General features: G+C 44.9%; 21 protein-coding genes. 9 read left to right on the top strand and 12 right to left on the bottom strand.

Annotation, left to right across the window (positions count from 1 at the left end; all coding sequences use genetic code 11):
* Window positions 1-129 precede the first annotated feature (129 nt).
* From G458_RS0102955 to G458_RS0102930, 6 genes are all read left to right on the top strand, one after another.
* Window positions 130-837: an orotidine 5'-phosphate decarboxylase / HUMPS family protein gene (locus tag G458_RS0102955; protein ID WP_026950587.1), complete on the top strand. Its 708-nt coding sequence runs from the start codon at window positions 130-132 to the stop codon at window positions 835-837.
* 3 nt (window positions 838-840) lie between these two features.
* Window positions 841-1,884 carry a zinc-binding dehydrogenase gene (locus G458_RS0102950; RefSeq protein WP_026950586.1) on the top strand — a complete coding sequence of 348 codons (1,044 nt, stop codon included), beginning with the start codon at window positions 841-843 and terminating at the stop codon, window positions 1,882-1,884.
* Between the two features lie 160 nt (window positions 1,885-2,044).
* Complete coding sequence (locus G458_RS0102945; protein ID WP_157359673.1) at window positions 2,045-2,494, top strand: hypothetical protein; 450 nt, start codon at window positions 2,045-2,047, stop codon at window positions 2,492-2,494.
* A gap of 19 nt (window positions 2,495-2,513) precedes the next feature.
* Complete coding sequence (locus tag G458_RS0102940; protein WP_026950584.1) at window positions 2,514-3,305, top strand: SDR family NAD(P)-dependent oxidoreductase; 792 nt, start codon at window positions 2,514-2,516, stop codon at window positions 3,303-3,305.
* A 6-nt stretch (window positions 3,306-3,311) separates the two neighbouring features.
* Window positions 3,312-4,199, top strand: a complete 888-nt coding sequence (locus G458_RS0102935) for a sugar phosphate isomerase/epimerase family protein (RefSeq protein ID WP_026950583.1) — start codon at window positions 3,312-3,314, stop codon at window positions 4,197-4,199.
* Window positions 4,200-4,315: 116 nt separating this feature from the next.
* Window positions 4,316-5,194, top strand: coding sequence for an SMP-30/gluconolactonase/LRE family protein (locus G458_RS0102930; RefSeq protein WP_026950582.1), 879 nt, complete (start codon window positions 4,316-4,318; stop codon window positions 5,192-5,194).
* A gap of 270 nt (window positions 5,195-5,464) precedes the next feature.
* Here the strand turns inward: G458_RS0102930 and pheS are convergent, their stop codons facing one another.
* Window positions 5,465-6,493 carry a phenylalanine--tRNA ligase subunit alpha gene (pheS, locus tag G458_RS0102925; RefSeq protein ID WP_026950581.1) on the bottom strand — a complete coding sequence of 343 codons (1,029 nt, stop codon included), beginning with the start codon at window positions 6,491-6,493 and terminating at the stop codon, window positions 5,465-5,467.
* A 179-nt stretch (window positions 6,494-6,672) separates the two neighbouring features.
* Between pheS and G458_RS0102920 the strand changes: the two genes are divergently transcribed.
* The gene (locus G458_RS0102920; RefSeq protein WP_026950580.1) at window positions 6,673-7,233 is read left to right on the top strand and encodes a fasciclin domain-containing protein; all 561 of its coding nucleotides are present in this window, start codon (window positions 6,673-6,675) and stop codon (window positions 7,231-7,233) included.
* Window positions 7,234-7,370: 137 nt separating this feature from the next.
* Here the strand turns inward: G458_RS0102920 and G458_RS21750 are convergent, their stop codons facing one another.
* From G458_RS21750 to ytxJ, 3 genes are all read right to left on the bottom strand, one after another.
* Window positions 7,371-7,538 (bottom strand): hypothetical protein, encoded by a 168-nt coding sequence (locus tag G458_RS21750; RefSeq protein WP_157359671.1) that lies wholly within the window; start codon window positions 7,536-7,538, stop codon window positions 7,371-7,373.
* A 372-nt stretch (window positions 7,539-7,910) separates the two neighbouring features.
* The gene (locus G458_RS0102910) at window positions 7,911-10,778 is read right to left on the bottom strand and encodes a TonB-dependent receptor (RefSeq protein WP_026950578.1); all 2,868 of its coding nucleotides are present in this window, start codon (window positions 10,776-10,778) and stop codon (window positions 7,911-7,913) included.
* 128 nt (window positions 10,779-10,906) lie between these two features.
* Window positions 10,907-11,242, bottom strand: a complete 336-nt coding sequence (gene ytxJ, locus G458_RS0102905) for a bacillithiol system redox-active protein YtxJ (protein WP_026950577.1) — start codon at window positions 11,240-11,242, stop codon at window positions 10,907-10,909.
* A 52-nt stretch (window positions 11,243-11,294) separates the two neighbouring features.
* Between ytxJ and G458_RS0102900 the strand changes: the two genes are divergently transcribed.
* The gene (locus G458_RS0102900) at window positions 11,295-12,704 is read left to right on the top strand and encodes a DUF4403 family protein (protein ID WP_026950576.1); all 1,410 of its coding nucleotides are present in this window, start codon (window positions 11,295-11,297) and stop codon (window positions 12,702-12,704) included.
* A gap of 23 nt (window positions 12,705-12,727) precedes the next feature.
* On the opposite strand, the gene G458_RS0102895 is transcribed toward G458_RS0102900, so the two are convergent.
* From G458_RS0102895 to G458_RS0102865, 7 genes are all read right to left on the bottom strand, one after another.
* Window positions 12,728-13,396: a 3'-5' exonuclease gene (locus tag G458_RS0102895; protein WP_026950575.1), complete on the bottom strand. Its 669-nt coding sequence runs from the start codon at window positions 13,394-13,396 to the stop codon at window positions 12,728-12,730.
* Entirely contained in the window at window positions 13,393-15,336 is a 1,944-nt protein-coding gene (locus tag G458_RS0102890) for a DUF294 nucleotidyltransferase-like domain-containing protein (RefSeq protein WP_026950574.1), read from the bottom strand. Before G458_RS0102890 ends, G458_RS0102895 begins: the two co-directional genes overlap by 4 nt.
* 65 nt (window positions 15,337-15,401) lie before the next feature.
* A complete protein-coding gene (acs, locus tag G458_RS0102885) occupies window positions 15,402-17,294 on the bottom strand; it encodes an acetate--CoA ligase (RefSeq protein WP_026950573.1) in 1,893 nt (630 codons plus the stop codon).
* A gap of 29 nt (window positions 17,295-17,323) precedes the next feature.
* Window positions 17,324-19,009 carry a sodium:solute symporter family protein gene (locus G458_RS0102880; RefSeq protein ID WP_026950572.1) on the bottom strand — a complete coding sequence of 562 codons (1,686 nt, stop codon included), beginning with the start codon at window positions 19,007-19,009 and terminating at the stop codon, window positions 17,324-17,326.
* Between the two features lie 7 nt (window positions 19,010-19,016).
* Complete coding sequence (locus tag G458_RS0102875; protein WP_026950571.1) at window positions 19,017-19,280, bottom strand: DUF4212 domain-containing protein; 264 nt, start codon at window positions 19,278-19,280, stop codon at window positions 19,017-19,019.
* A 186-nt stretch (window positions 19,281-19,466) separates the two neighbouring features.
* Window positions 19,467-20,216, bottom strand: coding sequence for a ZIP family metal transporter (locus tag G458_RS0102870; RefSeq protein WP_026950570.1), 750 nt, complete (start codon window positions 20,214-20,216; stop codon window positions 19,467-19,469).
* Window positions 20,217-20,305: 89 nt separating this feature from the next.
* Window positions 20,306-21,367, bottom strand: coding sequence for an FAD:protein FMN transferase (locus tag G458_RS0102865; RefSeq protein ID WP_026950569.1), 1,062 nt, complete (start codon window positions 21,365-21,367; stop codon window positions 20,306-20,308).
* Between the two features lie 107 nt (window positions 21,368-21,474).
* On the opposite strand from G458_RS0102865, the gene ruvB reads away from it, so the two are divergent.
* Window positions 21,475-22,506, top strand: coding sequence for a Holliday junction branch migration DNA helicase RuvB (ruvB, locus tag G458_RS0102860; protein ID WP_026950568.1), 1,032 nt, complete (start codon window positions 21,475-21,477; stop codon window positions 22,504-22,506).
* A 97-nt stretch (window positions 22,507-22,603) separates the two neighbouring features.
* On the opposite strand, the gene G458_RS0102855 is transcribed toward ruvB, so the two are convergent.
* The gene (locus G458_RS0102855) at window positions 22,604-23,956 is read right to left on the bottom strand and encodes an FAD-dependent oxidoreductase (protein ID WP_026950567.1); all 1,353 of its coding nucleotides are present in this window, start codon (window positions 23,954-23,956) and stop codon (window positions 22,604-22,606) included.
* Window positions 23,957-23,974: the final 18 nt, after the last annotated feature.

The following is a 23,974-nucleotide window of genomic DNA, read 5'->3' as shown; positions in this document are numbered from 1 at the left end:
GAATTTATCAGATTATACGGTTAAATCGATAAAGTTTCCCGAATTGAATGCCAGCCATACTATTCGGGATGCTTCTGGGGACAAAAAATTTTATATTGAGTCCAATCCTTGACACTAAACCCAAAACCTATGAAGCCTATTGTGCAGATCTCTCTCGATCTTACAAATATCGATGAAGCTCTGGAAACTGCCGCCTTGGCTCTAAGGGCCGGAGTGGACTGGTTGGAGGCCGGGACGCCTCTGATTTTGGCGGAAGGCCTGCATGGAGTCCGAAAACTCAGAGAAGCTTTTCCCGGAATCCCAATTGTGGCAGACCTCAAAACCATGGATGGGGGATATCTCGAGGCCGAAATGATGGCCAAAGCCGGTGCTACCCACGTCGTGGTCATGGCCCGGGCCCATGCTGAGACCATCAAATGTGTGGTGCAGGCTGGGAGGGATTTTGGAGTAAAAGTGATGGGGGACAATATGGTCTGCCCAGATATGGTGGAAGGGGCGAAGTTCTTAGAAGATCTGGGTTGTGACTATGTCATCCACCACATTGGTTACGATGAGCGAAGGGGAATTGCTGCCGCAGGCCATCGCATGCCAAGTCCGCTCGATCAACTTCGCGAAGTAGTAGCGGCAGTCAATATTCCAGTCCAGGCAGTGGGAGGCCTTTCTCTAGAGCAGGCCATTCAATGTCCACAATATGGAGCGCCTTTGGTGGTTTTAGGAGCGCCTCTGACCATCGATGCCGATTCTTTTAAAACGGCTGATGGAGATTTGGAATCCTCCCTTCGGATGATTTGTGCCGCCATCCATGCTCAAGAAACTGTTTTCCCCTCAAAATCCTAGCCTATGTCCAGTGCCAAAATCCCCGCCGTAGTCAACTACTCCGAGCAAAAATATTCTGTAGAAATCCGCGAAATCCCAATCCCTGAGATCGGTGAAGAAGACATCCTTCTCGAGGTGGAAAATGTCGGTGTCTGTGGATCTGACCTTCATCAGTGGACTTCCGACCACAGTTGGCCGGTGAATTATCCGGTTGTATTGGGACATGAATTTGGCGGAAAAATCGCCAAGTTGGGGTCTAGGGTTTCTGGTTGGAAACTCGGAGATCGGGTCGTGTCCGAAACCGCCGCCGTGGTCGATATACAGAATCCCATGAGCAAAGTCGGACTCTACAACCTTGACCCAACTCGAAAAGGCTTCGGCTATGGAGTCAATGGAGCCATGACCCGATTTGTACGAGTTCCGGCGAGATGCTTGCATTCTGTCCCCGAAAACCTGTCTTTCGAGGAAGCCTGCCTGACCGAACCCTGCTGTGTAGCTTTCAATGCTTTGGTAGGCAATTCCCAAATCAAACCCGGTGACCGGGTGCTGGTGATCGGGCCGGGGACGATCGGGATTTTATGTGCTGCAGTGGCAAGACTTTGCGGAGCAGAGGTGGGGATTTTGGGATTGGAAGCTGACCGGGGGAGATTGGATATTGCCCTTAACGCTTACGGCTGTCATCCTTTAATTGGGGAAGATGCAGCAGAAGCCTGGGCCAAAAAGCGGGATGGATTGGGAGCAGATGTGATCGTGGATGCAGCCGGACACAGCATCACATTGAAAATTGCCATGAAATTGGTTCGTCCCAATGGGCAAATCACCAAAGTGGGTTGGGGACCTCAGCCTTTGAATTTTTCCATAGATCCCATCGTGCAGAAAAATGTGCGCTTGCAAGGGAGTTTTAGCCACAACTGGCCGATTTGGGAGCGGGTAATTGCTTTGTTGGCAAGTGGAGCTTTGAATGTCAAGCCCATCATCGGAGGAGTTTGGCCGATTACGGAGTGGCATGAGGCTTTTGAAAAAATGCACTCCGGTCAAGTGGTGAAGTCGGTTTTAAAACCCGTTTAAAAGAAACTAGATGCTTTACCAGTTGCCTTTGGAATTATCATTGTTCCTAATTTTTCTTGATTTAGGGCTATTGTTATGGATCGTTCGTTCTTCAAAGTGGAAAAAATGGAGGACTCATTCTAGGATAATAGCCTTCGTGATTTTTTCCATATTTTCTTTTTTGAAATGGATAGGCACTTCTCCAACTTTTATTGCCTCATCTCCAAATGAGGTCATTTTTAAAAGCAATGAAAGGATTGGAAAGTTGTATTTAGCAAGGAATGGTGATGAAGGCCTTTTTATTTTTTGGGAGGAAAAAATATCTGGGATTGAAGGCGAGCTTACCTTGGAAATGGAAGGTATTTACCCTAATGGCCTCCATATTTTCAAAGAGATTGATCAGAAATTACTCGAATTTAGACCTGATTTGGGATTGGATAGTGATACTTGGAAGTCAATCCTTGTGGAGGTAAATGATTCTCAATTTCAGCCAATCTCGCAGGAGGGAGAATTGGCATTAAAGAATCATAAAAAAGTAGCCTTGGCCAATTATGTGTCCCAGATCGTTTCTTTGGCTTTTTTGACTGTATTTCTGTTTATCTTATTAAAAAGTCCAATGAAATTCTATTGATCTCTTAAAGAAAAAAATCATGCGCCTCAAAGACAAAGTCATTATCGTCACCGGAAGTACCACAGGAATCGGAAAAGCCATCGCCAAGCGCTGTGCTTCTGAAGGAGCCAAGGTGGTTGTGCATGGATTGGAAAAAGATCTAGGCGAAGAGGTGCGGGAAGAAATTGGCTTGGATCAGGCGGTTTTCTGGGGAGAGGATATCACCACAGATACCTGTCCTAAAAATCTGGTTCAACTTGCCCTCCAATCTTACGGAAAACTGGATGCGGTCGTCAACAATGCCGCGTGGGTGATCGCTTCGGATATCCATACCACGGACAAGGAGTTTTTCCAAAAAGTGATGGACATCAATGCGATTTCTCCTTTTCTCCTGATCCAAGAGGCCTTGCCCGAACTGATCAAAACCAAAGGGTCTGTCCTCAATATCGGCTCGATCAATGCCTGGAGTGGAGAACCCAATTTGTTGGCGTACTCTGTTTCCAAAGGGGCTCTGATGACCCTAACCGGTAATTTAGGGGATTCCCTAATGCGGGAGTATGGCGTAAGGGTCAATCAGATCAATCCGGGTTGGGTGCTGACCGAACGGGAGCGGGAACGCAAAAAACTCCATGGTCTTTCGGATATTTGGTATGAAGGCCTGCCAAAGATTTTCGCTCCCTCGGGAAGAATCCTCTGGCCGGAAGAGATCGCCTCGGCCTGTATTTTTTGGCTTTCTGACGAAAGCGGTCCCGTTTCAGGCCAAGTAATGACTTTGGAGCAACATCCGATGACAGGCAGAAATCTACCTAAAGACAGTTCCACTATCCGTTAAACGACCATGCCCAAACTAGCCGCCTTTCCCAAAGCCTTTATGCAGCAGCTCTGCAAGGATGGAAGTATGAAAATCGCCGATTGGGTGAAATTGGCTGCGCCGCTTGAGCTTGACGGGCTGGAATGGTATGCAGGATTTTTGGAAATGGAAAATGAGCATAACTGGGAGAAGTTTCGGAAAATGGTCGAAAATGAAGGCATGGTCATCCCTATGATGTGCTGCTCCCCGGATTTTACCCATCGTGACAAGGCCTTTCGGGATAAGGAAATCCAAAAGCAAAAGCGCTGGATTGACATGACCGATGCCTTGGGAGGGAAATATTGCCGGGTGCTTTCCGGTCAGTATCGCCCCGAACTCTCGGTGGAGGAAGGGATTCAACTGGCTAAGGAATGTATTGAAGAATGTCTACCCTATGCTCAAAGTCTTGGAATCACCCTAATTATTGAGAATCACTACAAAGATGACTTTTGGGAATATCCGGAGTTTGCGCAGAAGCGAGACATTTTCACCCGATTGGTCAAGTCCATTCAACATCCCAATTTTGGAGTGAATTACGATCCGAGCAATGCTTTTTTGGCTGGGGAAGATCCTTTGGATTTGCTCTATGATGTATCTGAAAGAGTGCTAACCATGCATGCCAGCGACAGATTCATAAAATACGGAACCATCGAAGACTTGAGAAAGGTGGAAGGAGGAGCCCAAGGCTACGCCAAAATGCTCAGCCATGGGGAGGTCGGCAAAGGTATGAATGACTACGATGCCATTTTCACGGAACTCAAGCGGGTAGGCTTTGACAACTGGATCAGCATCGAAGATGGCGTGGACGGAATGGATCAACTGGAGCGCAGTGTGGCGTTTCTGAAGAAGAAGATTGCGCAGTATTGGAAACCCTAGTCAACGGTTGACGGACAACAGTCCACCGCTAATAAAAATTCTATCTGGAGCTGAAATCATCATTTAATACAAAATAGCTGTGGTCTGTGGACCATGGACCGTTGACAAATCAACTTATGCAACCTTACCTCTTTACAACCATCTTCTCTCAGTGTTTTTTGGGCGAAGGCCCGCTTTGGATTGCCGAGTCCGGCTGTTTTTTCTGGGTAGATATCGAAAAGGGGAACCTTCATCGATACCATTTAGCCTCTGAAAAGCTGGAAATCAGGAGCTTTCCTCATCGTTTGGCAGTGGTGTTGGAAGGTCAAAACGGAAAGTTGATTCTGGGCTTGGATCGGAAACTCGCCCGATACGATTGGAATACAGAGGAACTGGAGTGGTTGGTTGAGGTAGAATCAGATTTTCCAAATCATCGCTTCAATGACGGGAAGGTCGATTCTAAAGGGAGGATTTGGATAGGAACTCTGGCTTTAGATTTTACCAAAGGTGCGGGTTCCTTGTATCAAATAGGAGCAGATCTGAAGCCTGAAATCCAACTGAGTAACCTGACCATTTCTAATGGGATGGCCTGGACGGCTGATCAACAGACTTTTTTCTATATAGACACGCCCACCAAGAAGATTCAGGAATTTGCATTTGATCCGGAGTCGGGAGCCATTGAATTTCGGCGAATTGCCGTCGAGATTCCAGAGGGTTTAGGCTTTCCCGATGGAATGTGTATAGATAAAGAGGGCATGTTATGGGTGGCGCATTATGCGGGTTCTGGGGTTTACCGATGGAATCCAATAACAGGTGATTTGCTGGACAAAATCGAACTGCCCGTGCCCCATGTGACTTCCTGCTGCTTTGGAGGAGAAAATCTGGACTTGATGCTGATTACTACGGCACAGGAGAATCTTTCTTTAGAAGGTTTGGAAAAGTATCCGCAAAGTGGGGATGTGTTTTTGGTGAGGGTGGAAGTGGGGGGATTTGAGTCTTTTCAAGCGGTATTTTAATCTCCCGCTGATTTTCACAGATTGATTTCGCAGATCCACGCTGATTTTGAAAGGACTCAATCCTAACTTTGTTATTTTCATTTCCCACAGATTTTCACCGATTCGATTCACAGATTTACACAGATCCTAACTTAAAATCTGTGTGGATCTGTGATTTTTATCTGTAGTTATCTGTGGGAAAATTCAGCGATCATCTGCGACTTTTTCAGCGCTAATCAGCGGGAAATCTTAATCAAAAAAGCCAATCATTCGACTGGCTTCTCAACTTTTCTATAACAAAGGCCTAAACTGCCTCAGGAACCTCACATCATTTTCGGTAAAGAGTCGCAAGTCCTTGATCTGATACTTCAGCATTGCGATTCGCTCGATGCCCATTCCGAAGGCAAATCCTGTATATTTCTTCGAGTCGATTCCGCAGTTCTCCAATACGTTTGGATCGACCATTCCCGATCCTCCGATCTCTACCCAACCGCTGCCTTTACAGACATTACAGCCTTTGCCCCCGCAGATCAGGCAGGAGATATCGATCTCTGCACTTGGTTCTGTGAAGGGGAAAAAAGAAGGTCTGAATCGCACCTTGGTCTCCTTGCCAAACATCTCCTTGGCGAAGTGGTACAAGGTGTTTTTCAAATCGGCGAAACCTACGTTTTCATCCACATAGAGCCCTTCCACCTGATGGAAGATACAATGCGCACGAGCCGAAATCGCTTCGTTTCGATATACCCGGCCTGGAGAAAGGGTGCGGATAGGTGGTTTTTGGTTTTCCATCACGCGTACCTGTACGGAAGAGGTATGGGTTCTTAGCGCGATGTCGGGATTTTTCTCGATGAAAAAGGTGTCCTGCATCTCCCGTGCCGGATGGTTTTCTGGGAAATTCAAAGCGGTGAAATTATGCCAATCGTCTTCGATTTCCGGTCCTTCGGAAAGGTTGAAACCAATGCGTTCGAAGATTTCGATGATTCGCTGGCGAGTCGCAGTGAGGGGATGAATTCCTCCCAGAGACTGGTTGGAGGGAGGCAACGTCAGATCCAGATCCGCACTTTTTGATTTCTTGTTGGCAGAATTTACCTTTTCGATCAATTCCTGAAATTTGGCTTCCGCCAATTGCTTGACCCCGTTGATCAGCTGTCCGTAAGCTCTTTTTTCCTCATTGGGAATCTTGCCCATCTCTGCAAAAAGTTCGCCTACCACACTTTTCTTGGAAATGTATTCCATTCGGTAAGCCTCCAGCTCATCCGGAGTGTTCGCATCAGCAGCTGCAATGGCGGCTTTGATCGCCTCAATTCTTTCCTGACTCATCAGTTTCAAATTTTATCAAGCCACAAAGCTAAGGGTTTTGAAATTTTTTGGGTAAAAGTCTGGAATGAAGTCGTCCATTCTAAAAGGATTCTTTCACTTTTTTTCAGGCTGACTCAATCCAAGGTTTAAAACCTCCTCGTAAGTGCATTCAAATACGAAATTCTAAAACAAACAAAACCATGAACAAATTATTCAAATTATCACTAGTGGCATTTGCCTTTTTGTCAGCCAATGTGGCTTTCGCTCAAATGGAAAAAACCGTAGAAGTTGGCGGTGCTCCGATGTATCCTTCCAAAAACATCGTGGAGAACGCGGTGAACTCTGCTGATCACACCACCTTGGTAGCAGCAGTAAAAGCAGCCGGGCTTGTAGAAACCCTTCAGGGAAAAGGTCCTTTCACTGTTTTTGCTCCTGAGAATTCTGCCTTTGCAAAACTTCCTGCTGGAACGGTTGAAACTCTTTTGAAGCCGGAAAATAAAGGCCAATTGACTGCGGTATTGACTTACCACGTAGTTGCTGGAAAAATGGGCTCCAAGGAGATTGCCGATGCGATCAAGAAAGGAAACGGTAAAACCACTTTGACTACGGTGCAAGGTGGAAAACTGACCGCTTGGATGAAAGGAAAAGACCTGTACATCACCGACGAAAACGGTGGACAATCAAAAGTAACCATTGCCGATGTATGGCAGTCCAATGGAGTAATCCATTCGGTAGATACCGTAGTGCTTCCTAAGATGTAAGTAAAAATTAGCTTAACACACAAAAAAACCTGCTCGGTGTGAAACCGAGCAGGGTTTTTTGTTTATTAATTCACTTATTCAATAGACATAGGGATTTTCGTTCCAATGGCAGCCAATTTTTAATTATCCGAAGCGAACTATTTCTCAACCGAATCCCGAAGTACCCAATAGGTAAAACCACTTGCAATAGCAATTCCTAAAAATTGATAAATCACATTTTTACCGGATGAAATCAGGCCAATGATCCGAAATACAAATCCAAAAACATAGGTATAGGCTATTGCAAGGGCCATATATGCAAACATGTATTTTGGTTTTCTATCCCAATCAGGCTTTAAATAGTGAGCCAAGTAATGGATACAATAATAACCTAAAATAATAGGAGATGTCATAATGAAGAGGTAAAAAGCTCCATAAAGGCCTCCTAGACTTAGTTTATCTAAAGCAAATAAATTGAAAAAAAAGCTTGTTGATATGCTGAAGATTAGGTTGCAAAAAAGAAACCCGCTTAAAAATTTCACGATTTCCATAGAAAAGGAGAAGACCTTTTGAACCACTTTTTTGATAGTCTTGTGATTTTGAGTTATGTCTATCAAGTTAGTCGAAATAAACTTGAAAATAAAAGCCCAAATCTTTCGAAATGGGCTCTTTCAGAATTTAGGTTTTGCCTTAAGACTTTACCAAGTCCTACCTCCGGAAGGTCTTCCCATCATCCAAGGTTGCTGGGGAGTTTCCGGCTGCTTGAAGTTTCCGATAATGTAAGTAAAGGTCAGCATGCCATAGCGGGTCAGTACATTGGTGAATACGTCCGTCACGGCAACGTCTGAGATTGTTCGGCTGATGCTGTTGTTTTGGTTCAGCAAGTCGAAGACCACTGCTTTCAGTTCAGCCTTGTTGTTTTTGGCAAATCTGAATCCGCCCTCAATGTTCCAAAGCCAGAAATTCTGGTTAAATCCTTCTGACAATCCTGTGAATAAGGTATTCACGACATTGTTGGCCATGAAAAATTTACCATTTTGAGAACTAAAATACAGGCGGGCGTTGGTTTCCTGCTGGTAATAGTTGTTGTCAAGATTTTGCTGCAGGGAGGAATTTACAATATTGTAGGTACCGGTGGACTGCAGGGTAAAATCAACATTTTTGCTAATGTTGGAACTGAAAGTAACACCTTGGCTCAGCCCCAAATTATCATTGAGGTTGGTTTCCCCGTTGATGATCCCCGGGATCCTGTTGAAATTGATTCTTGTATTGGTATTAAACTGGGTTTTGATCTTTTTGATTGGGGCACCATAGGTTAGAAAGAAGGAAGTTCTCCAGTTTCCGTCAAGGTTGACAGGCTTTGTGATCTGTCCTCCGGGTCTCAATAATACTTCTCCGTTGATCAGGGTGTCTGTGGCTGTCAAGAAGGTGCTGCTCCCGATGTAATTACTGGTGGAGGAATAATTCACGAACATAAAGAGCGTTCTGGATTTCTCCAGGTTGATCTTACTAATGTTGGCGAATATGTTGTGGTTAAAACTCTGTCCCAATTCAGGATTACCCACTCTTAGGCTCAGAGGGTTGGCGTTGTTGACTACATTTTGCAATTCGGAAACGCTGGGTTCATCGGTGTTGGTCCGGTAACGAACTCTCCAGGAAAAGCCAGTTTCTCTGTTTCTGAAATTGACATTGGCACTAGGCAAGATATTGTTGAAATCTCGATTGAAAATTCCCTGTTCCGGGAAAAATGCCTGATTGTCCAACCTGGCATTTTGATAGTCCAGATTCAGGTTGATATTGAACTTGTTTTTGTTCAGGGCATATCCTGACCGAAGTCGCTGAGTAATGAATTTGTTGTCAAATTCATTGGAAAGTGCAGTGTCCAAGATTGGCCTTCTTTCGTCATCCAGAATAAAGGTTTTTTGGTCTGCACGGGTTTTATTGTTTCCTACCTGATAGCCAAATGTGGCAATAGCGTTTTTACTGAGCTGCTCTGTATAGGTCAGATTGACGCGGTAATTGAATCCATTGTTAAAAGATTCTGTCTCTTGAAGGGTGGTGTCGACCAGATTTCTTCTGAAATCCCGGCTAGCGGCCAGAAGCTCTGAAAGCTGATCCCGCTTGCTCCAGGCGGTGTAGATTTCGGAGGAAAGTGTTCTGCCTGGTTTGTCGAATTTATAGCGATAGGTCAGGTTATTTGAAATGTTGAAAGCCTGAGTTTCCGCATCGGTGATAGACCTGAGCGCGGATAGGTTTTCTCCTGTGCTGGCTGAAGTCAAAGCGTCTCGGTCGCTATAGGTTTTATTGGTCTGGAAAGAAAGACTTGGAGTAAGGATAATGGAGTTTTTGGGATTGATATCTGATTCTATCCTTGCATTTGCTCGGTGATTGTAGTTATCAACCGTATTGATCAAGCTTTCTTGATAGGTTTGGCGAAGATTTTCGCTGACCACAGTTTCTCTGTTAGTATTCTGGAGTAGGGAGTTTGTCGTGTTATTAAAGAAATAACTACCACTAAAATTCACCTTTTTGCCCCATTTATCTGAATAGTTCAAGCCCAAGGCATTGGTGGAGACGATTCCGGTTTCATTGCCGACGAAGAAATTGTTATTTCCTCCTCCCCATTGGCCGCCACCCATTCCCGGTCTTCTCATTCCTCCGCCACCGCTTGAGTTGGCGCTTACCCCGGCTAAGTCTTGACTGGAGAAGTTTTGCTGATTTACGTTATTGAATAGTCCCAGGATGGAAAGTCGTTGATCTCCTTTGAAAAGGTTAATGCTTCCTCCTGCAGAATACCGGTCATCGGTACCATAGCCGGCATAGGCTCTTCCAAAAGAGCCGTTTTTGCGGTCTGATCTCAGAATGATATTGATAGTTTTGGTGTAATTGCCATCGTCAAAACCGGTGAGGCGGCTTTGGTCAGATCGCTGGTCTAACACTTCCACGCGATCAATTGCATCGGCAGGAAGATTTCTCAGCGCGATGCTGGGATCACTTCCGAAAAATTCTCTCCCATCCACCAGGATTTTCTGGACATTTTCTCCCTGCGCCTGAAGTTGTCCTCCTTGCATGGTGATTCCTGGCATTTTTCGAATCAGGTCCTCTGCCTGGGCGTTCGTTTGAGTCTTAAAGGCATTGGCATTGAAAGAGGTGGTATCTCCTCTCTGCTCTCCTACAGGAGCTTGGCCTTCGATCACTACTTCACCCAATACTTTGGCATCCTCCAAGAGAATAATATCCCCCAATTCCATGGGATCACGGAAGCTATGTTCTTTGACAATGGTCTTATATCCCAAAAAGGAGATCTCAAGTTTTACCTGAGGGATTCTTGGTCTGGCGATTTCAAAAGCTCCATTTGCCCCTGTCACAGTTCCTCTTAGCAGGGAATCTGTGACTGTTTTGATCAAGACATTCGCGCCGATCATTGGAGTATTGGTGGCCCCGTCAATCACTTTTCCGGTGAATTTCCGTTCTTCCTGAGGAGGACCGGAGGGGCGTTGGCCAAAAGCTGAATAATTCAGCAAAAGGCTAAAAATCAGGATACTTAGGGTAAATTTTGTTTTCATAATCAAGGCAAAGTTCAAACACTTTGACTGATCCTGAAATAGAAAGGTTTAAGCTCGATCTAAGCAAAAATTAGAACGGAAAAACTAAGGGATAAATGGTCTTTTTTCCCTTTGAAATAGAGAAATATTTAAACCTTGGACATGATCTCGGGGTATGAAATTCCAAAATGGCTGTTTTCGTAAATCACCTTGCCGTTTTGGATCAAAATTACCTGAGGAGATTCATGAGGAACCCCAAACTCCTGCTCTACTAAATCGGATAAATTCCTAAAACTGATTAAATCAAGATAAAATGGCACTACTTTTTCTCCATCTTCGATCTTCCAGTTTCTCAGAAGACGATCCAAAGACATGCTACTGATCGAGCAACGGGTGCTATGCTTGAAAATCAAAACAGGCTTCTCAAAACTCAGGGTTTTGATTTCATCCAATTGTGAGGCTTGTATGAGTTTGTTCCAGTTCATGGCGTGGAAATCTGTCTAAGGAGAAATTCTCGATATTTAAAATTAGTTCCAAATGGAATTTGAACCTATGAAGCAATTCAATAAATACCGATTTTCTTTCCTCATTTTTATAGGCATGGTCCCACTGATTTGGGGATGCAAAACTTTGGACCCATTCACCACTCCGGAAACCGTGCCAGTTCCGCAGGCCTATTCCAAAGTCAATGTTCCGATAGAAGTTCCCTTTGAGACCCTAAACAATCTGATAAATCAGCGGATTCCGCCGGTACTTTATGAAGGAAATGAAATTGATTTGGATAATGGGGTTTTAGGAAACCTGAAGTTGTCCAGAGCAGGATTGATTCAGGTAGAGGGCGTTGACTCTGAGCGAATGGAATTGACTTTTCCGCTAAAAGTAAACGGAGAAGTCTGGCTCAAGCCCACCGGTTTGAGACGCCTGTTCCAAAATAGAATCCCCATAGAGCAAACACTTCAGCCCAAGGTCCTGGTCAATCCCAAAATTTACCCCAATTGGTCCTTGGGTGTCTCAGAGTTTGAGTTGTTGGATTTAGGAGGAAAAATGGCTGTCAATGTGATGGGTTTTGAGGTGGATATCAGTCAGCTGATCCGCAGAGAAGCCAGGAATTTTGCCACGCAGCAACTGGTGGGTAAAAAGGATGTTTTGGCTTTGAAACCCATGATTGACCAAGCTTGGGCCGAAGCCGGAAAGCCAATTTATGTAGATTTATTTGGGAAAAGCCTGGCGTTTTCCATTCAGCCGGATTCGGTGAAAATAGGTGAAAAAATAAACCCGGGCAGGGGATATCAATTGAATTTGGGACTGCTTGGAAAGGTGAATTCCCATCCGGGTAATGCCGCCCCTAGCCGGGCATTCCCCTTGCCCTCCCTTTCCGAAAACAAGGATGACTCCAATGAGCTCGAGATTCGAGTTCCCCTTTTCTTAAGTTACGAAGAGCTAAATGGGATTTTGAAGGAAAACTTTGAAAATCATTTTATTCGGATCAACCGAACAACTGTATTCAATCCGAGCAATTTCAAGACTCAAGCCTATGGAGAAAAATTGGGAATTTGGATGGATTTCACGGCCATTCAGGAAAATTCTGAGGAAATAAAAGGAAGGATGTTTTTGGTCGGTATGCCTGAGTTTGATTTTGATGAAAATTCCCTGGGCTTTAAAGAGGTGGATTTTTACCTTGAAAGTGATAGTCAAAAAGCCAAGACGGCAGCCAGACTAAAGAAGAAAAAGATCATCCGACAGCTCAACCAAAGATTGAAATTCCCGATGGAGGATACTTTCGAATCAGGAATGAGTGGCATTCAGGAGAGATTGGGGCTGACTACGCCGATCGCCAATCTCCAAGTTGTGGGGCTGGAATTAGGCCCGGAAGGGTTCTATCCCGGAAAATTGGGTTTGATTATTCATCTGATGGCCAAGGGAAAAGTGGAGGTGAACTGGAGGTGATAAGAAAATTGACAGCTTGCGGACTAGATCAATTCTTTAAAAGTCCGGATTCCCTTTTTCTCTCCCAAGACCAATAGCTTCTGGAGTAGCTGCGCCGTCAGGAAAGCATCTCCTCCCGCGGTATGCCGGTCGTCCGGTTCGATTCCAAACCGCTCACAAACGGAGTCTAAGCTGTAAGATTCTTTTTGGATTTGGCTCAGATCCGCAAATGGACCATGATCCAGTCTCATCGCAAAAGTCATGGTATCTAAAACGGGGTTTGGGAATCTATTCAGCCCAAAAGGTTTGAGAATACGAAGAAGCATTTCCAGGTCATAGCCTACATGATGCCCCACAAGGATCCCATTACCGATAAACTCCAGTAACTTCTCTGAAAAATCCTCTAGCGTGACTCGGTTTTCTTTTTCCAAAATACCATGAATTGCCACGGTGGAGGAAACAGAACGATCACTGAAGGGGTAGAGCTCTAGACTCTCTGAGACCCTTATCTTTCGGTTTTTGATCTTGAGGGCTCCAAAGGAAAGGACATGATCTTTCTCCACATCAAATCCGGTGGTTTCGGTATCCAGGACCACAAATTCCAATTGATCCAGGGTTCGGATAGCAGGTATTTTCTCAGAATTTTTCTCCAGGAATTCTGCTACAAAATCCTTTGGTTTTGGGCTTTTCTTCCAAAATTTCCAGGTGCTCATTTGGAGAAATAATCAAGTTGAAATCTTACCTGAACAATTTCCTGAAGCTCGGTGATCGGACTGAAGGTATTTTTGAGCAATTGACGCTGGAGTTTGCCAAGTGATTTTGGATTTAAATACCGTCCGCTATTTCCTTTCCTCAAGCCTTCCGAGGCTCTCATGCGCATCAGGATCTCATAGGCCTTTCCCGCTTGGGTGAAAAGCTCCGAATAGTTGGGCTCTAGAGTTCCTAGATACTCGAATCTTCGAAAGGTATTGTTAATTCCCACTACCTCATGGCTTAAGACCAGAAGTCTTGCCAAATCTGTCAAAGGCATCATGGCTCTTGCCTTCAAATCAAACTGGTCCTTGTGCTCTCCGGATTTTTCGACGACTATGCCTTTGAAAAAACCCAATGGGGTTGGGTTAGACAATGCATTTTGGGCCAGAAAATTCAGGAAAACCTTCTTTTTTCGGATTTCTTGATAAATATGCTCCGTTAGTTCCTCTGCTAGTGAGCTGTGGGGTCCGATGGATCTATAATCGAAGAAAATGGAGACTTTCAGGAGAGCTTCCTGAGTTGGATGAAGAATCCATTCGCTGAAATAAGACTTCCATTGACTCAAGGGCTGAACCCATTCAGGATTGCTGGCCATGATTTTACCGGGACATGGATCAAAACCACAGGCTAGCAGAATTTCAGTGATTGCTGTTCCGAGCTGGAGAAAATACTCCTGTGCTTTTTCCTTGAAAGGCTCCTCCACGTCTTCATACAATATGGCATTGTCCAAATCTGTGCGTAGCAATTGCTCCTCCCGACCTTCACTTCCCAAGGAGAGGAAGCAAAATTTGATCTTGTCCATTTCCGAGTATTGTTCTTGGAGCTTTTTCCTTGAAATCCGGATTGCCTGCTGAATGATCACATCGTTGATTTCGGTCATGACAGAGGATACAAAATCCATAGAAACCTCATTGTCCAGATAATAAAGCAACATTTGTTCGGCGCGATCCCTGATTTTTCGCATTTCGCCTAGGTCTAGGGTGTTCATCAGTCCGTGGATCAACACGGCTGGGCTGTTGCCCATGGACAGAAAAATATCATGATCCGAAATCAGCCCAATGACCGGGCTCTCGTCCGTTCCGTCTTCAGTCAAGATCAAATGATGAAGCCGGTGGCGAATCATCGTTAGGTAGAGGTTAGAAAAGCCGTCTGATTTTTTTCGGGTAATAACCGGCGTAGTCATCACATCCTGCACAGAGGTTTTTAGGTCCAATCCTTTGGCCAAAACCCGTACCCTTAGGTCTTTATCCGTCAGAATACCTTTGGGGAATCCTTGGGCATCAACCATCACAATGCTGCTCACTTCTTCTTGAGCCATAAGTTGGGCCGCTTGCTGGACAGGGGTGGACAGAGGACAAGTCAGTACATTTTCTGACACTTTGACTTCGGATTGGTCAGAAAAAATCATCAGGGAATGATCTCCTTTGAGGTTTTTGAACAGTCCTCGGGCCTTTTGGCCTTGGGAAAGATCCTGTCGGATGACTACCTGTCCCGAAGCAAAGCCAGCGGCAAAGTACAGGGCTACCTGTGCGTTTTCCTTTAGGATCTTCTCAAAGATCTCCACAGGAATAGCGTAAACCAAGCTGTCTTCCAAAACTTCGGAGGTCAGCAAATAGGGCCTTTTTCCCAATAGAGCCAATACCCCAAATACATCTCCCTCTTCGCAGATTTCCCGGATTTCATCTCCTTTTGGAGTTTTTTCTACTAATTGGATTGAGCCATCCTTCAGTACAAAAAAATGAGGTTGAGCCGGTTCGCCTTGATGAAATAGAATCTTTCCTTTTTCCAGATAAAGAATCTCCACCTGTCGGGCCACCAATTCCAAATCTTCTTTCTCCAAAAAGGAAAAAGGAGGGTGATGTTTGAGGAATTCGGCAACTCGGTTGACGATGACATTCATTTGAAGTCTGAATTATGAAATCAGAAAGCTGAAAATTTCAGCCTTCTGACTTTAGATCTTTCACTTTATTTTCTTCCTTCAATGATCTCTTTCACCACATCTGGATCCAACAGGGTGGAGGTGTCCCCGAGATTATCTGTGACTCCTTCGGCCACTTTCCTCAAAATTCTTCTCATAATCTTTCCTGACCGGGTTTTGGGAAGTCCTGATACAATTTGAATTTTATCGGGCTTGGCAATCGGGCCGATGATTTTTGAGACGGTTTCCTTGATCTCATTGATCAGATTTTCTTGGGTCCGGTTGGACATGTCACAAATCACATAGGCATAGATTCCCTGGCCTTTGACTTCGTGAGGATAGCCCACCACTGCAGATTCGATGACTTTTGGATGTTCATTGATTGCATTTTCCACCTCGGCAGTACCCATTCTATGTCCAGAAACATTGATCACATCATCTACTCGTCCTAAGATTCTGTAGTATCCGTCATGATCCCGCTTGACTCCGTCCCCGGTGAAGTACATGTTCTTATAGGTGGAGAAATAAGTTTGTCGGCATCGTTCATGATCTCCATAGGTAGTTCGGATCATGGAAGGCCAAGGGAATTTGATGCATAGGTTACCTTCCACAGAGTTGCCTGTCAATTCATTTCCTTCGGCATCCACGATGGCCAGTTGGATTCCAGGCAAGGGAAGTGTGGCGTAGGCTGGCTTGGTGGGGGTGATTCCAGCCAAAGGAGAAACCAGAATTCCACCGGTTTCGGTTTGCCACCAAGTATCCACTATGGGACATTGGCCCTTTCCAATGTGGGTATGGTACCAATGCCATGCTTCCTCGTTGATAGGTTCCCCTACTGATCCCAGCACCTTTAAGGAGCTCAAATCCTTTCCTTCTATTGGCTCTGTGCCAAAGGCCTGAAGGGCACGGATGGCTGTCGGAGCGGTGTAAAACACATTCACCTGATGCTTTTCCACCACTTCCCAGAATCTTCCCGGATTAGGATAAGTAGGAACACCCTCAAACATCAAGGTAGTAGCTCCCGCCAATAGTGGCCCATAGACGATATAGCTGTGTCCAGTAATCCATCCTACATCCGCGGTGCACCAATAGACATCTCCGGGAGTGTATTGGAAGACATTTTCAAAGGAATACTTGGTATAAACCATATATCCCCCTGTAGTATGTACCACGCCTTTGGGCTTGCCGGTAGATCCGGAAGTATAGAGGATAAACAGCATGTCCTCGCTGTCCATTTCTTCTGCTTTGTTCTCAGAGGATTGACCTTCGATGAGTTCATGCCACCAAAAATCCCTTCCAGACTTCATGTTGACGTCCTGACCGGTTCTTTGGTAAACAATGACGGTTTCAACGGTAGACTTTTCAAGAGCTTCATCGACCACGGATTTTACGCCGATTTTCTTATTTCCCCTGAAGTTTCCATCCGAGGTGAGGATCGCTTTAGCTCCACAATCAATGATGCGATCTGCCAGCGAAGTGCTTGAAAATCCCGCAAAAACCACAGAATGAACGGCACCAATTCTAGCACAAGCCAACATGGCAATTGCCGCCTCCGGAACCATGGGCATGTAAATAATTACTCGGTCTCCTTTGTTGATTCCCTTGCTTTTTAGGGCATTTGCGAATTTGCAGACCTCTTGGTAGAGCTCTCTGTAGGTCAAAGTCCTGGAAGCCTCGGTAGGCTCATTCGGTTCCCAGATGATCGCCGGTCTGTCTCCAATAGTATAAAGATTTCGCTCAAAAATATTTTCCGTGATATTCAGCTTTCCTCCGACAAACCATTGGACATCGGGCTTTTCAAAATTCCATTTCAGGACTTTGTTCCAGCGCTTTCTCCAGTGAAAGGAATCAGCAATTCTGGCCCAGAATTCTTCGGGTTGTGCGACACTTTTCTGGTACTCATATAGATAGCCGCTGAGGGTATGGAGTCTGTCACTCATGTACTTATAGGTTTTGGGTAATTGTAAATTTAATGTTCTTGAGCTTTTCCGGCACCTTTTGGGATTCTAATTTCCTGAATTAGGTCCTGCACCTGTTGAGGTGGTGCAGGGGTAAAAAGGGACACCAAGAAGCAGCCAGCGAAATTGATCAGCATGCCGATGGAGCCTATTCCTTCCGGAGAAATTCCCCACCACCAATGGACAGAAGAATTAAGTTCAGGATGTAGGAATTTGAAATAAAGAATATATCCTATCGTAAAAACCAGGCCTGCAATCATGCCGGTGATAGCGCCTTCTTTGTTGATTTTCGTGGAGAAAATGCCCAGAATGATGACCGGGAAAAATGATGCTGCCGCTAAACCAAAGGCAAATGCGACGACCTCTGCGACAAATCCCGGAGGATTGACCCCAAAATACCCCGCCAAGACTACCGCTCCAGCGGCAGCGATTCTTGCGATCAGCAACTCTTTTTTCTCCGAAATCCCAGGATTGAAATTCTTAACCAAATCTCTAGAAACTGAGGTGGAAATCACTAATAGCAATCCTGCTGCTGTAGAAAGTGCTGCTGCCATCGCACCGGCTGCCACCAGTCCTACGACCCAATTGGGTAATTCGGCTATTTCAGGGCTGGCCAAGACCATAATGTCCTTGTCAATACTAAGTTCATTCGTTTCTGGACTGGCCAAATATTGAACTTTACCGTCTCCATTTTTATCCTCAATCTGGATCAAGTTGGTTTTTTGCCAGTTTTGAACCCAGACTGGAAGTTCGGAGATATTTTTTTCTGAGGTGGATTGGATGGTATTGAAGATCCCAAATGCTGCAACAGCAGGAGCGGTGGTATAGAGAATGGCAATAAAAACCAAGGCATAGCCAGCCGAAAGCCGGGCATCTTTCACCTTGGGGACAGTGAAAAACCGGACGATTACATGAGGCAAGCCTGCCGTCCCGACCATCAAGGCTAAAGTAATCATAAACATGTCCCCCATGCCCTTTCTTCCTGCGGTGTAGGCCGCAAAACCAAGCTCCGTCAATACTCCATCAAGCTTTTCAAGCAAGGGTGTGCCATCTGCCAATTCTCCTCCCAAGCCCAGCTGTGGTATAGGATTTCCTGTGAGCTGCATGGAAATGAAAATAGCCGGGACCATGTAAGCAAAAATCAAAACGCAGAATTGAGCAACTTGGGTGTAGGTAATTCCTTTCATTCCGCCTAAAACAGCATAGAAGAATACGATCGCCATTCCTATTAAAACCCCATACTCTATTGGAACTTCCAGATATCTAGAGAAAACTATTCCGACTCCTCGCATCTGTCCAGCTACATAGGTAAAGGAAATGAACAAGGCACAGATGACTGCGACTACGCGGGCTTTATTGGAATAATATCGGTCTCCGACAAAATCAGGAACGGTGAATTTGCCGAATTTTCTCAGGTAAGGAGCCAGTAAGAGCGCAAGTAACACATAGCCTCCTGTCCACCCCATGAGGTAAACCGAACCATCATAGCCGGCAAATGAAATCAATCCGGCCATGGAGATAAAAGATGCTGCCGACATCCAATCTGCAGCTGTTGCCATGCCATTGGCCAAAGGTGATACTCCTCCTCCAGCTACATAAAACTCTTTGGTAGATCCCGCTCGGGTCCAAATCGCGATTCCGATATAGACAGTGAAGCTTAGTCCGACGAGAATATAGGTCCAGGTTAGAATATCCATTTCTTCCTCAGTCTTCGTTTACTCCAAATTCCCTGTCCAGGTTGTTCATCCGGATCACGTAGATAAAAATCAGAAGGATAAATGCATAGATAGAGCCTTGCTGTGCAAACCAAAATCCCAAAGGGTAGCCCCCGACTTTAAAATTATTGAGAAAGTCAACAAATAATATTCCGCAGCCAAAGGAGACCAGAAACCAAACCAGCAACAAAAGCACTAAGGTTTTCAGGTTTTTTTTCCAATAAGCTGACATTCTCGCCTGATTATCATTCATGGATTTTGGGTTTTTGTTGAAAAGCGATGGAAATGGGAGTTTATAATGGGGTTTTGCCAAAGAAATCTCCTAATCCTTTTCAAAAATGAAATACCTGATTCTGAAGACAGAATCCAAGTCATTTTAGCCAAAAAGCAAAAATTTTTCCAAAAGCGGAAAGTACTTTTTCCAAAATATGGAGATAGCCTAGATGAGGTACTCCGAAATCAGAGCAAGTCCAGCCGCAACAAAAGTGACGATCAGTTTATTCAGCTGGAATTTGTGATGAGGGCTGCTTTCAAAAAAGATGGTGGTAGAAATGTGCAAAAATCCTCCAGTGACCAAGCCATATAGAATTCCGATCCCTTCACCGGACAAAAGACCGTTTCCAATAAACCAGGCACTTGAAAACATTCCCAATGGAGAGGCGAGTGCAAAAATCGTCAGCAGGATGATTGTCCATTTTTTGCTTAGGGAAGAAGACAATACCGCCGCTAAGGCAAATGCTGCCGGTCCCTTGTGCATGATAATTCCCAATAAAACAGATTTACCACTGTGGGCATGATCCATGTTTCCTCCTTCGGAAATGACGGAGCCGTGAGAAAGTAGAGTTCCTTCCAGAAAAGCATGGATAAACAAGCCAAGCATCAAGGTCAATACCCCCTTGGAAGTCTCTGAGGCATGCTTGTGGATATGTCCATGTTCGACTCCGGATGACCAAAACTCCAATAGCTGCTGAAGCAAAAAACCCAAAAGAATGTAGAGTCCCATTTGAGCTTTGGGAAATCCATTGGAGAAAAGCTCAGGTAGAATATGCAGGATTGTAACTGAAAACAGGTAAGAACCGGCAAATACCAGAACCAACTTAAAATATCTCTCTCGAAATACCGGAGCGAAAAAAACCAAAAGACCGGCAGCCATGGCTGTTAGGAAGAGTAAAAGAAAATTTAATCCCATTGAATTTTGATTGGATGCCTGAATGGACTGGATATCCTGGAGCTATAACTGCAACAAAGGTACAAAAATTCAATAATGTTGCATTTCTATCAATTGCCTACTGGGAAAGCCAGGTATTTTCGAAGGTCAGGGCTGATATGCTGTTTGATTTTTCCTCCTTTTTCTGAAAAGATAAGGATCATCTGTAGGTCATTTCTGGCACTGTCCATTCGGATAGCTTCTGTTTTTCCCATGACCATCAATTGCTCTGCAAGGGCATCAGCGGTTTTTCCTTCCTCAGCTACTACCGTGATGGCCAATAATCCATGGTTTACAGGCAGCCCGGTTCGAGGGTCAAGGGTGAAGGAGACTTTCGTGGAATCTTTCCAATAGAATTCATCCGGATTTCCGGCATGAGAGATCGATTTGTTTAATAGTGCGATTTCTCCCATAGTGCTTTTGCCGGTGGAGTCTTCCAAATATTTGACTTGTGATTTCCAAAGTTCTCCCTTGGAATTAAGGCCTTTGGTCAATTCTGTCTTCCCAAGCTTAAGGTGAAAGTTTTCGATTCCTTTTGATACCAGGAATTGAGCAAGCTGATCAAGAGCGATGCCTGAAATCATTTTGGAGAAATCAACCTTTACTTCAAATGGTTTTAAGATCAGGGAGTCCGTTCGGTTTATTTTCGCGAGGCCGACCCATCTTCGAGCATGTTCTACACCCAAGGTATCCATCAATACAGCTCCAGAGTTGCTGAATCGCCAAGCTTGTTGGAGAGGAGTATCAGTGACTTCAAAGGCTCCCCCGCTGTTCAGATGCCATTTTTCGGCTTCTTTCAAGAGGCGAATCAAATCTTGTGATGGGGAAATTAAGGTATCATTGTAGTTAAGGCGACCAATTTCTGAGGAGCTTGAACTGGCATCTGCCAGGCCTTCGATTTTCCAAAAAAGTGAATCAATGGAGGATTTAAAATCTCTTCCCTTAGGATCCAGATATATTATTTCAAAGTCCAACCCGAAAGCCTTTTTGGAATGGCTCATTCTTCCGGGCTCTTCTAGGGCTTCTTCTTCTCCCGTATTTTGGGAGTCTTGTGACCAAAAGTTATATCCCAAAATGGCAATAGCCAGGAAGACCAAAATGTAAATCAGATTTTTCCAGAGAGAGGAATTCATGGAAGGTGTATTTTCTGGCGAATTTAGTCCAAAAATTATGAGTTAGGGAATTTCTCTAGCCTTCATGCCTGAGGCTTTTGTTTATATTTGTGCGTATCGCCATTGCCATGAGAGAAGATTACCTGAGAGGAGATGAGGAAAATTTAAGTCCCAAAGACCGTGAATTTGAGCGGGCCTTGCGGCCTTTGAGCTTTGAGGATTTTACCGGTCAGGCCAAGATTGTCGAGAATCTTCGGGTCTTTGTTCATGCCGCCAAAAAGCGAAATGAGCCTTTGGACCATGTCTTGCTGCATGGACCTCCAGGATTGGGTAAGACAACTTTGTCCAATATTATCGCCAACGAACTTAAGGCTGGGATAAAAATTACTTCCGGGCCGGTTTTGGATAAGCCTTCCGATTTAGCAGGTTTGCTGACCAATTTGGAGGAAGGTGATGTACTTTTTATAGATGAAATTCACCGCCTGAATCCTATTGTGGAGGAGTACCTGTATTCTGCCATGGAGGATTTCCGGATCGATATCATGCTGGATAGCGGTCCAAATGCCCGCTCTGTGCAGATTTCTTTGAGTCCTTTCACGCTGATTGGAGCTACTACTCGCTCAGGGTTGTTGACTTCTCCACTTCGGGCCCGATTTGGGATCAATTCTAGGCTTGAATACTACGACGCGAAGCTTTTGACCGATATAGTAACTCGGTCAGCGGGGATTTTACAAACTCCAATTGATGAGGTGGCTGCTTTTGAAATTGCCCGAAGAAGCCGGGGGACGCCAAGAATTGCAAATATGCTTCTTCGCCGAACAAGAGATTTCGCGGAGGTAAAAGGGGATGGAACCATTACTCTGGATATTGCCAAGTTTGCCTTGAATGCCTTGGATGTGGATGAAAATGGCCTGGATGAAATGGATAACCGCATTTTGTTAACCATCATCGAGAAGTTCAAAGGCGGCCCTGTGGGCCTCGGCACCATCGCTACAGCCTGTGGGGAAGAGGCCGAAACTATCGAGGAAGTCTATGAACCTTTCCTGATTCAGGAAGGCTATATGAAAAGAACCGCCCGTGGCCGGATGGCGACCGAGTTGGCATATAAGCATCTAAAAATAAAGCCGACCGGAGCGAGTGGGACTTTGTTTGATATTTGAAATTGTAGAAAATTGAAATCTATGGGGAAGCAGAATTGGAAATCTGAGTCTTTTTCTGTGTAAATCTGCGGGAGAAAATAATAAAAAAAGGCGGTTTTTACACCGCCTTTGCTATTTCCATTTGATTGATGATGTCCTCGTAGTCGAGTTTATTCCAGTTTTCCGTGATTAATGGATCTGCCATGACTTTGTCCATGATCGCTTCTTGCAGTTTCCCCTGTGCATAAGCTTCAGCATAACTCATATCGGAGAAAGTCACCATGGAGTAGAGCGGAATCCAATCATTCGGATATAAATCATGCAGTTTGGCTTCGATTTTTTTGCGGAGCAAAAATTTAGGATCAGCCACGCTGTCGCGCATTTCGACAAAATTCTCCATAGCCAATTGGCAGATGGCATCCGTGTCGATCTTTCGCTTTTTCTGGAATTTTTCAAAAACCAAGTCCCAGGCGTTGGTTCCAAGTTTTTCGATCAAACCATTCAAAATATAGCAATCCTCGAAGCCGCAGTTCATTCCTTGTCCGTAGAAGGGAACCATGGCATGAGAGGCATCTCCGATCAAAAGGGAATTTCCCTGGACCCAAGGATAGCATTCCACATTGACCAATGCAGCGGTAGGATTCTTAAAAAACTCCGTTTTCAAATCAGGCATTAACTGAAAAGCGTCATCGAAATAAGCGCGAAACACGGTCTCCAGATCGTCCTCGTCGGTGATTTTATCAAAGCAAACTTTGGTGCCTTCGAAGGGCAAAAACAAGGTACAGGTGAAAGATTTGTCAGGATTTGGCAAGGCAATCAGCATAAACTTACCTCTTGGCCAGATATGCAGGGCATTGGGATCCATGGCAAATTCACCTTCCGGAGTAGCGGGAATGGTGAGTTCCTTATAGCCATGGGAAATGTATTCCTGCTTGTAATTAAAGCGAATCTGCTTTTGCATGGCCATCCGAAGTGAGGAGTAGGCTCCGTCGGCTCCGATGATGACATTGGGCGTAAGCTTTTCTTCCCCTTTTGGTGTTTCAAAAGTGATTTCATTGCTTCTGAAATCTACGTCCACACACTTGTATTCAAAGTGGAGGTTGGCTCCCAATCTTTCAGCCTCTTCAGCGAGCAATTGGTTGAATTTTCCTCTGGAAATGGAATAAATCGCCTGGTTTGCTTTTCCATAAGGAATAAAGGTCGTGCCTCCATGTTCGTCGTGCACTCTTCTTCCATACATGGGAATCGCAAGAGGAAGGACTTTTTCCTTTAAGCCTACTTGCTCAAGTGCTTTCCATCCTCGATGGCTCAAAGCCATGTTGATGGATCGTCCGCCTTCGAAATAGGGAGTTTTGCGTTTATCGGGCCTTTTGTCGTATATGGATACGTCCAGGCCTTGCCGCTTGAGGTATATGGCCATCAGGCTTCCGATCAGACCGGCGCCCAAGACCGTGATGTTATTTTTCTTCATTAGAAATCAAGTCGCGCT

Source organism: Algoriphagus mannitolivorans DSM 15301, from assembly GCF_000429425.1.
Classification (GTDB): domain Bacteria; phylum Bacteroidota; class Bacteroidia; order Cytophagales; family Cyclobacteriaceae; genus Algoriphagus; species Algoriphagus mannitolivorans.
This window is presented reverse-complemented; position numbering and strand designations above follow the sequence as displayed.

Excerpts from the sequence above, each read along its gene's own strand:
- G458_RS0102955 (WP_026950587.1), top strand. The coding sequence starts at position 130 with ATGAAGCCTATTGTGCAGATCTCTCTCGATCTTACAAATATCGATGAA.
- G458_RS0102950 (WP_026950586.1), top strand. The coding sequence starts at position 841 with ATGTCCAGTGCCAAAATCCCCGCCGTAGTCAACTACTCCGAGCAAAAA.
- G458_RS0102940 (WP_026950584.1), top strand. The coding sequence starts at position 2,514 with ATGCGCCTCAAAGACAAAGTCATTATCGTCACCGGAAGTACCACAGGA.
- G458_RS0102935 (WP_026950583.1), top strand. The coding sequence starts at position 3,312 with ATGCCCAAACTAGCCGCCTTTCCCAAAGCCTTTATGCAGCAGCTCTGC.
- G458_RS0102930 (WP_026950582.1), top strand. The coding sequence starts at position 4,316 with ATGCAACCTTACCTCTTTACAACCATCTTCTCTCAGTGTTTTTTGGGC.
- pheS (WP_026950581.1), bottom strand. The coding sequence starts at position 6,493 with ATGAGTCAGGAAAGAATTGAGGCGATCAAAGCCGCCATTGCAGCTGCT.
- G458_RS0102920 (WP_026950580.1), top strand. The coding sequence starts at position 6,673 with ATGAACAAATTATTCAAATTATCACTAGTGGCATTTGCCTTTTTGTCA.
- G458_RS21750 (WP_157359671.1), bottom strand. The coding sequence starts at position 7,538 with ATGTTTGCATATATGGCCCTTGCAATAGCCTATACCTATGTTTTTGGA.
- G458_RS0102910 (WP_026950578.1), bottom strand. The coding sequence starts at position 10,778 with ATGAAAACAAAATTTACCCTAAGTATCCTGATTTTTAGCCTTTTGCTG.
- ytxJ (WP_026950577.1), bottom strand. The coding sequence starts at position 11,242 with ATGAACTGGAACAAACTCATACAAGCCTCACAATTGGATGAAATCAAA.
- G458_RS0102900 (WP_026950576.1), top strand. The coding sequence starts at position 11,295 with ATGGAATTTGAACCTATGAAGCAATTCAATAAATACCGATTTTCTTTC.
- G458_RS0102895 (WP_026950575.1), bottom strand. The coding sequence starts at position 13,396 with ATGAGCACCTGGAAATTTTGGAAGAAAAGCCCAAAACCAAAGGATTTT.
- G458_RS0102890 (WP_026950574.1), bottom strand. The coding sequence starts at position 15,336 with ATGAATGTCATCGTCAACCGAGTTGCCGAATTCCTCAAACATCACCCT.
- acs (WP_026950573.1), bottom strand. The coding sequence starts at position 17,294 with ATGAGTGACAGACTCCATACCCTCAGCGGCTATCTATATGAGTACCAG.
- G458_RS0102880 (WP_026950572.1), bottom strand. The coding sequence starts at position 19,009 with ATGGATATTCTAACCTGGACCTATATTCTCGTCGGACTAAGCTTCACT.
- G458_RS0102875 (WP_026950571.1), bottom strand. The coding sequence starts at position 19,280 with ATGAATGATAATCAGGCGAGAATGTCAGCTTATTGGAAAAAAAACCTG.
- G458_RS0102870 (WP_026950570.1), bottom strand. The coding sequence starts at position 20,216 with ATGGGATTAAATTTTCTTTTACTCTTCCTAACAGCCATGGCTGCCGGT.
- G458_RS0102865 (WP_026950569.1), bottom strand. The coding sequence starts at position 21,367 with ATGAATTCCTCTCTCTGGAAAAATCTGATTTACATTTTGGTCTTCCTG.
- ruvB (WP_026950568.1), top strand. The coding sequence starts at position 21,475 with ATGAGAGAAGATTACCTGAGAGGAGATGAGGAAAATTTAAGTCCCAAA.
- G458_RS0102855 (WP_026950567.1), bottom strand. The coding sequence starts at position 23,956 with ATGAAGAAAAATAACATCACGGTCTTGGGCGCCGGTCTGATCGGAAGC.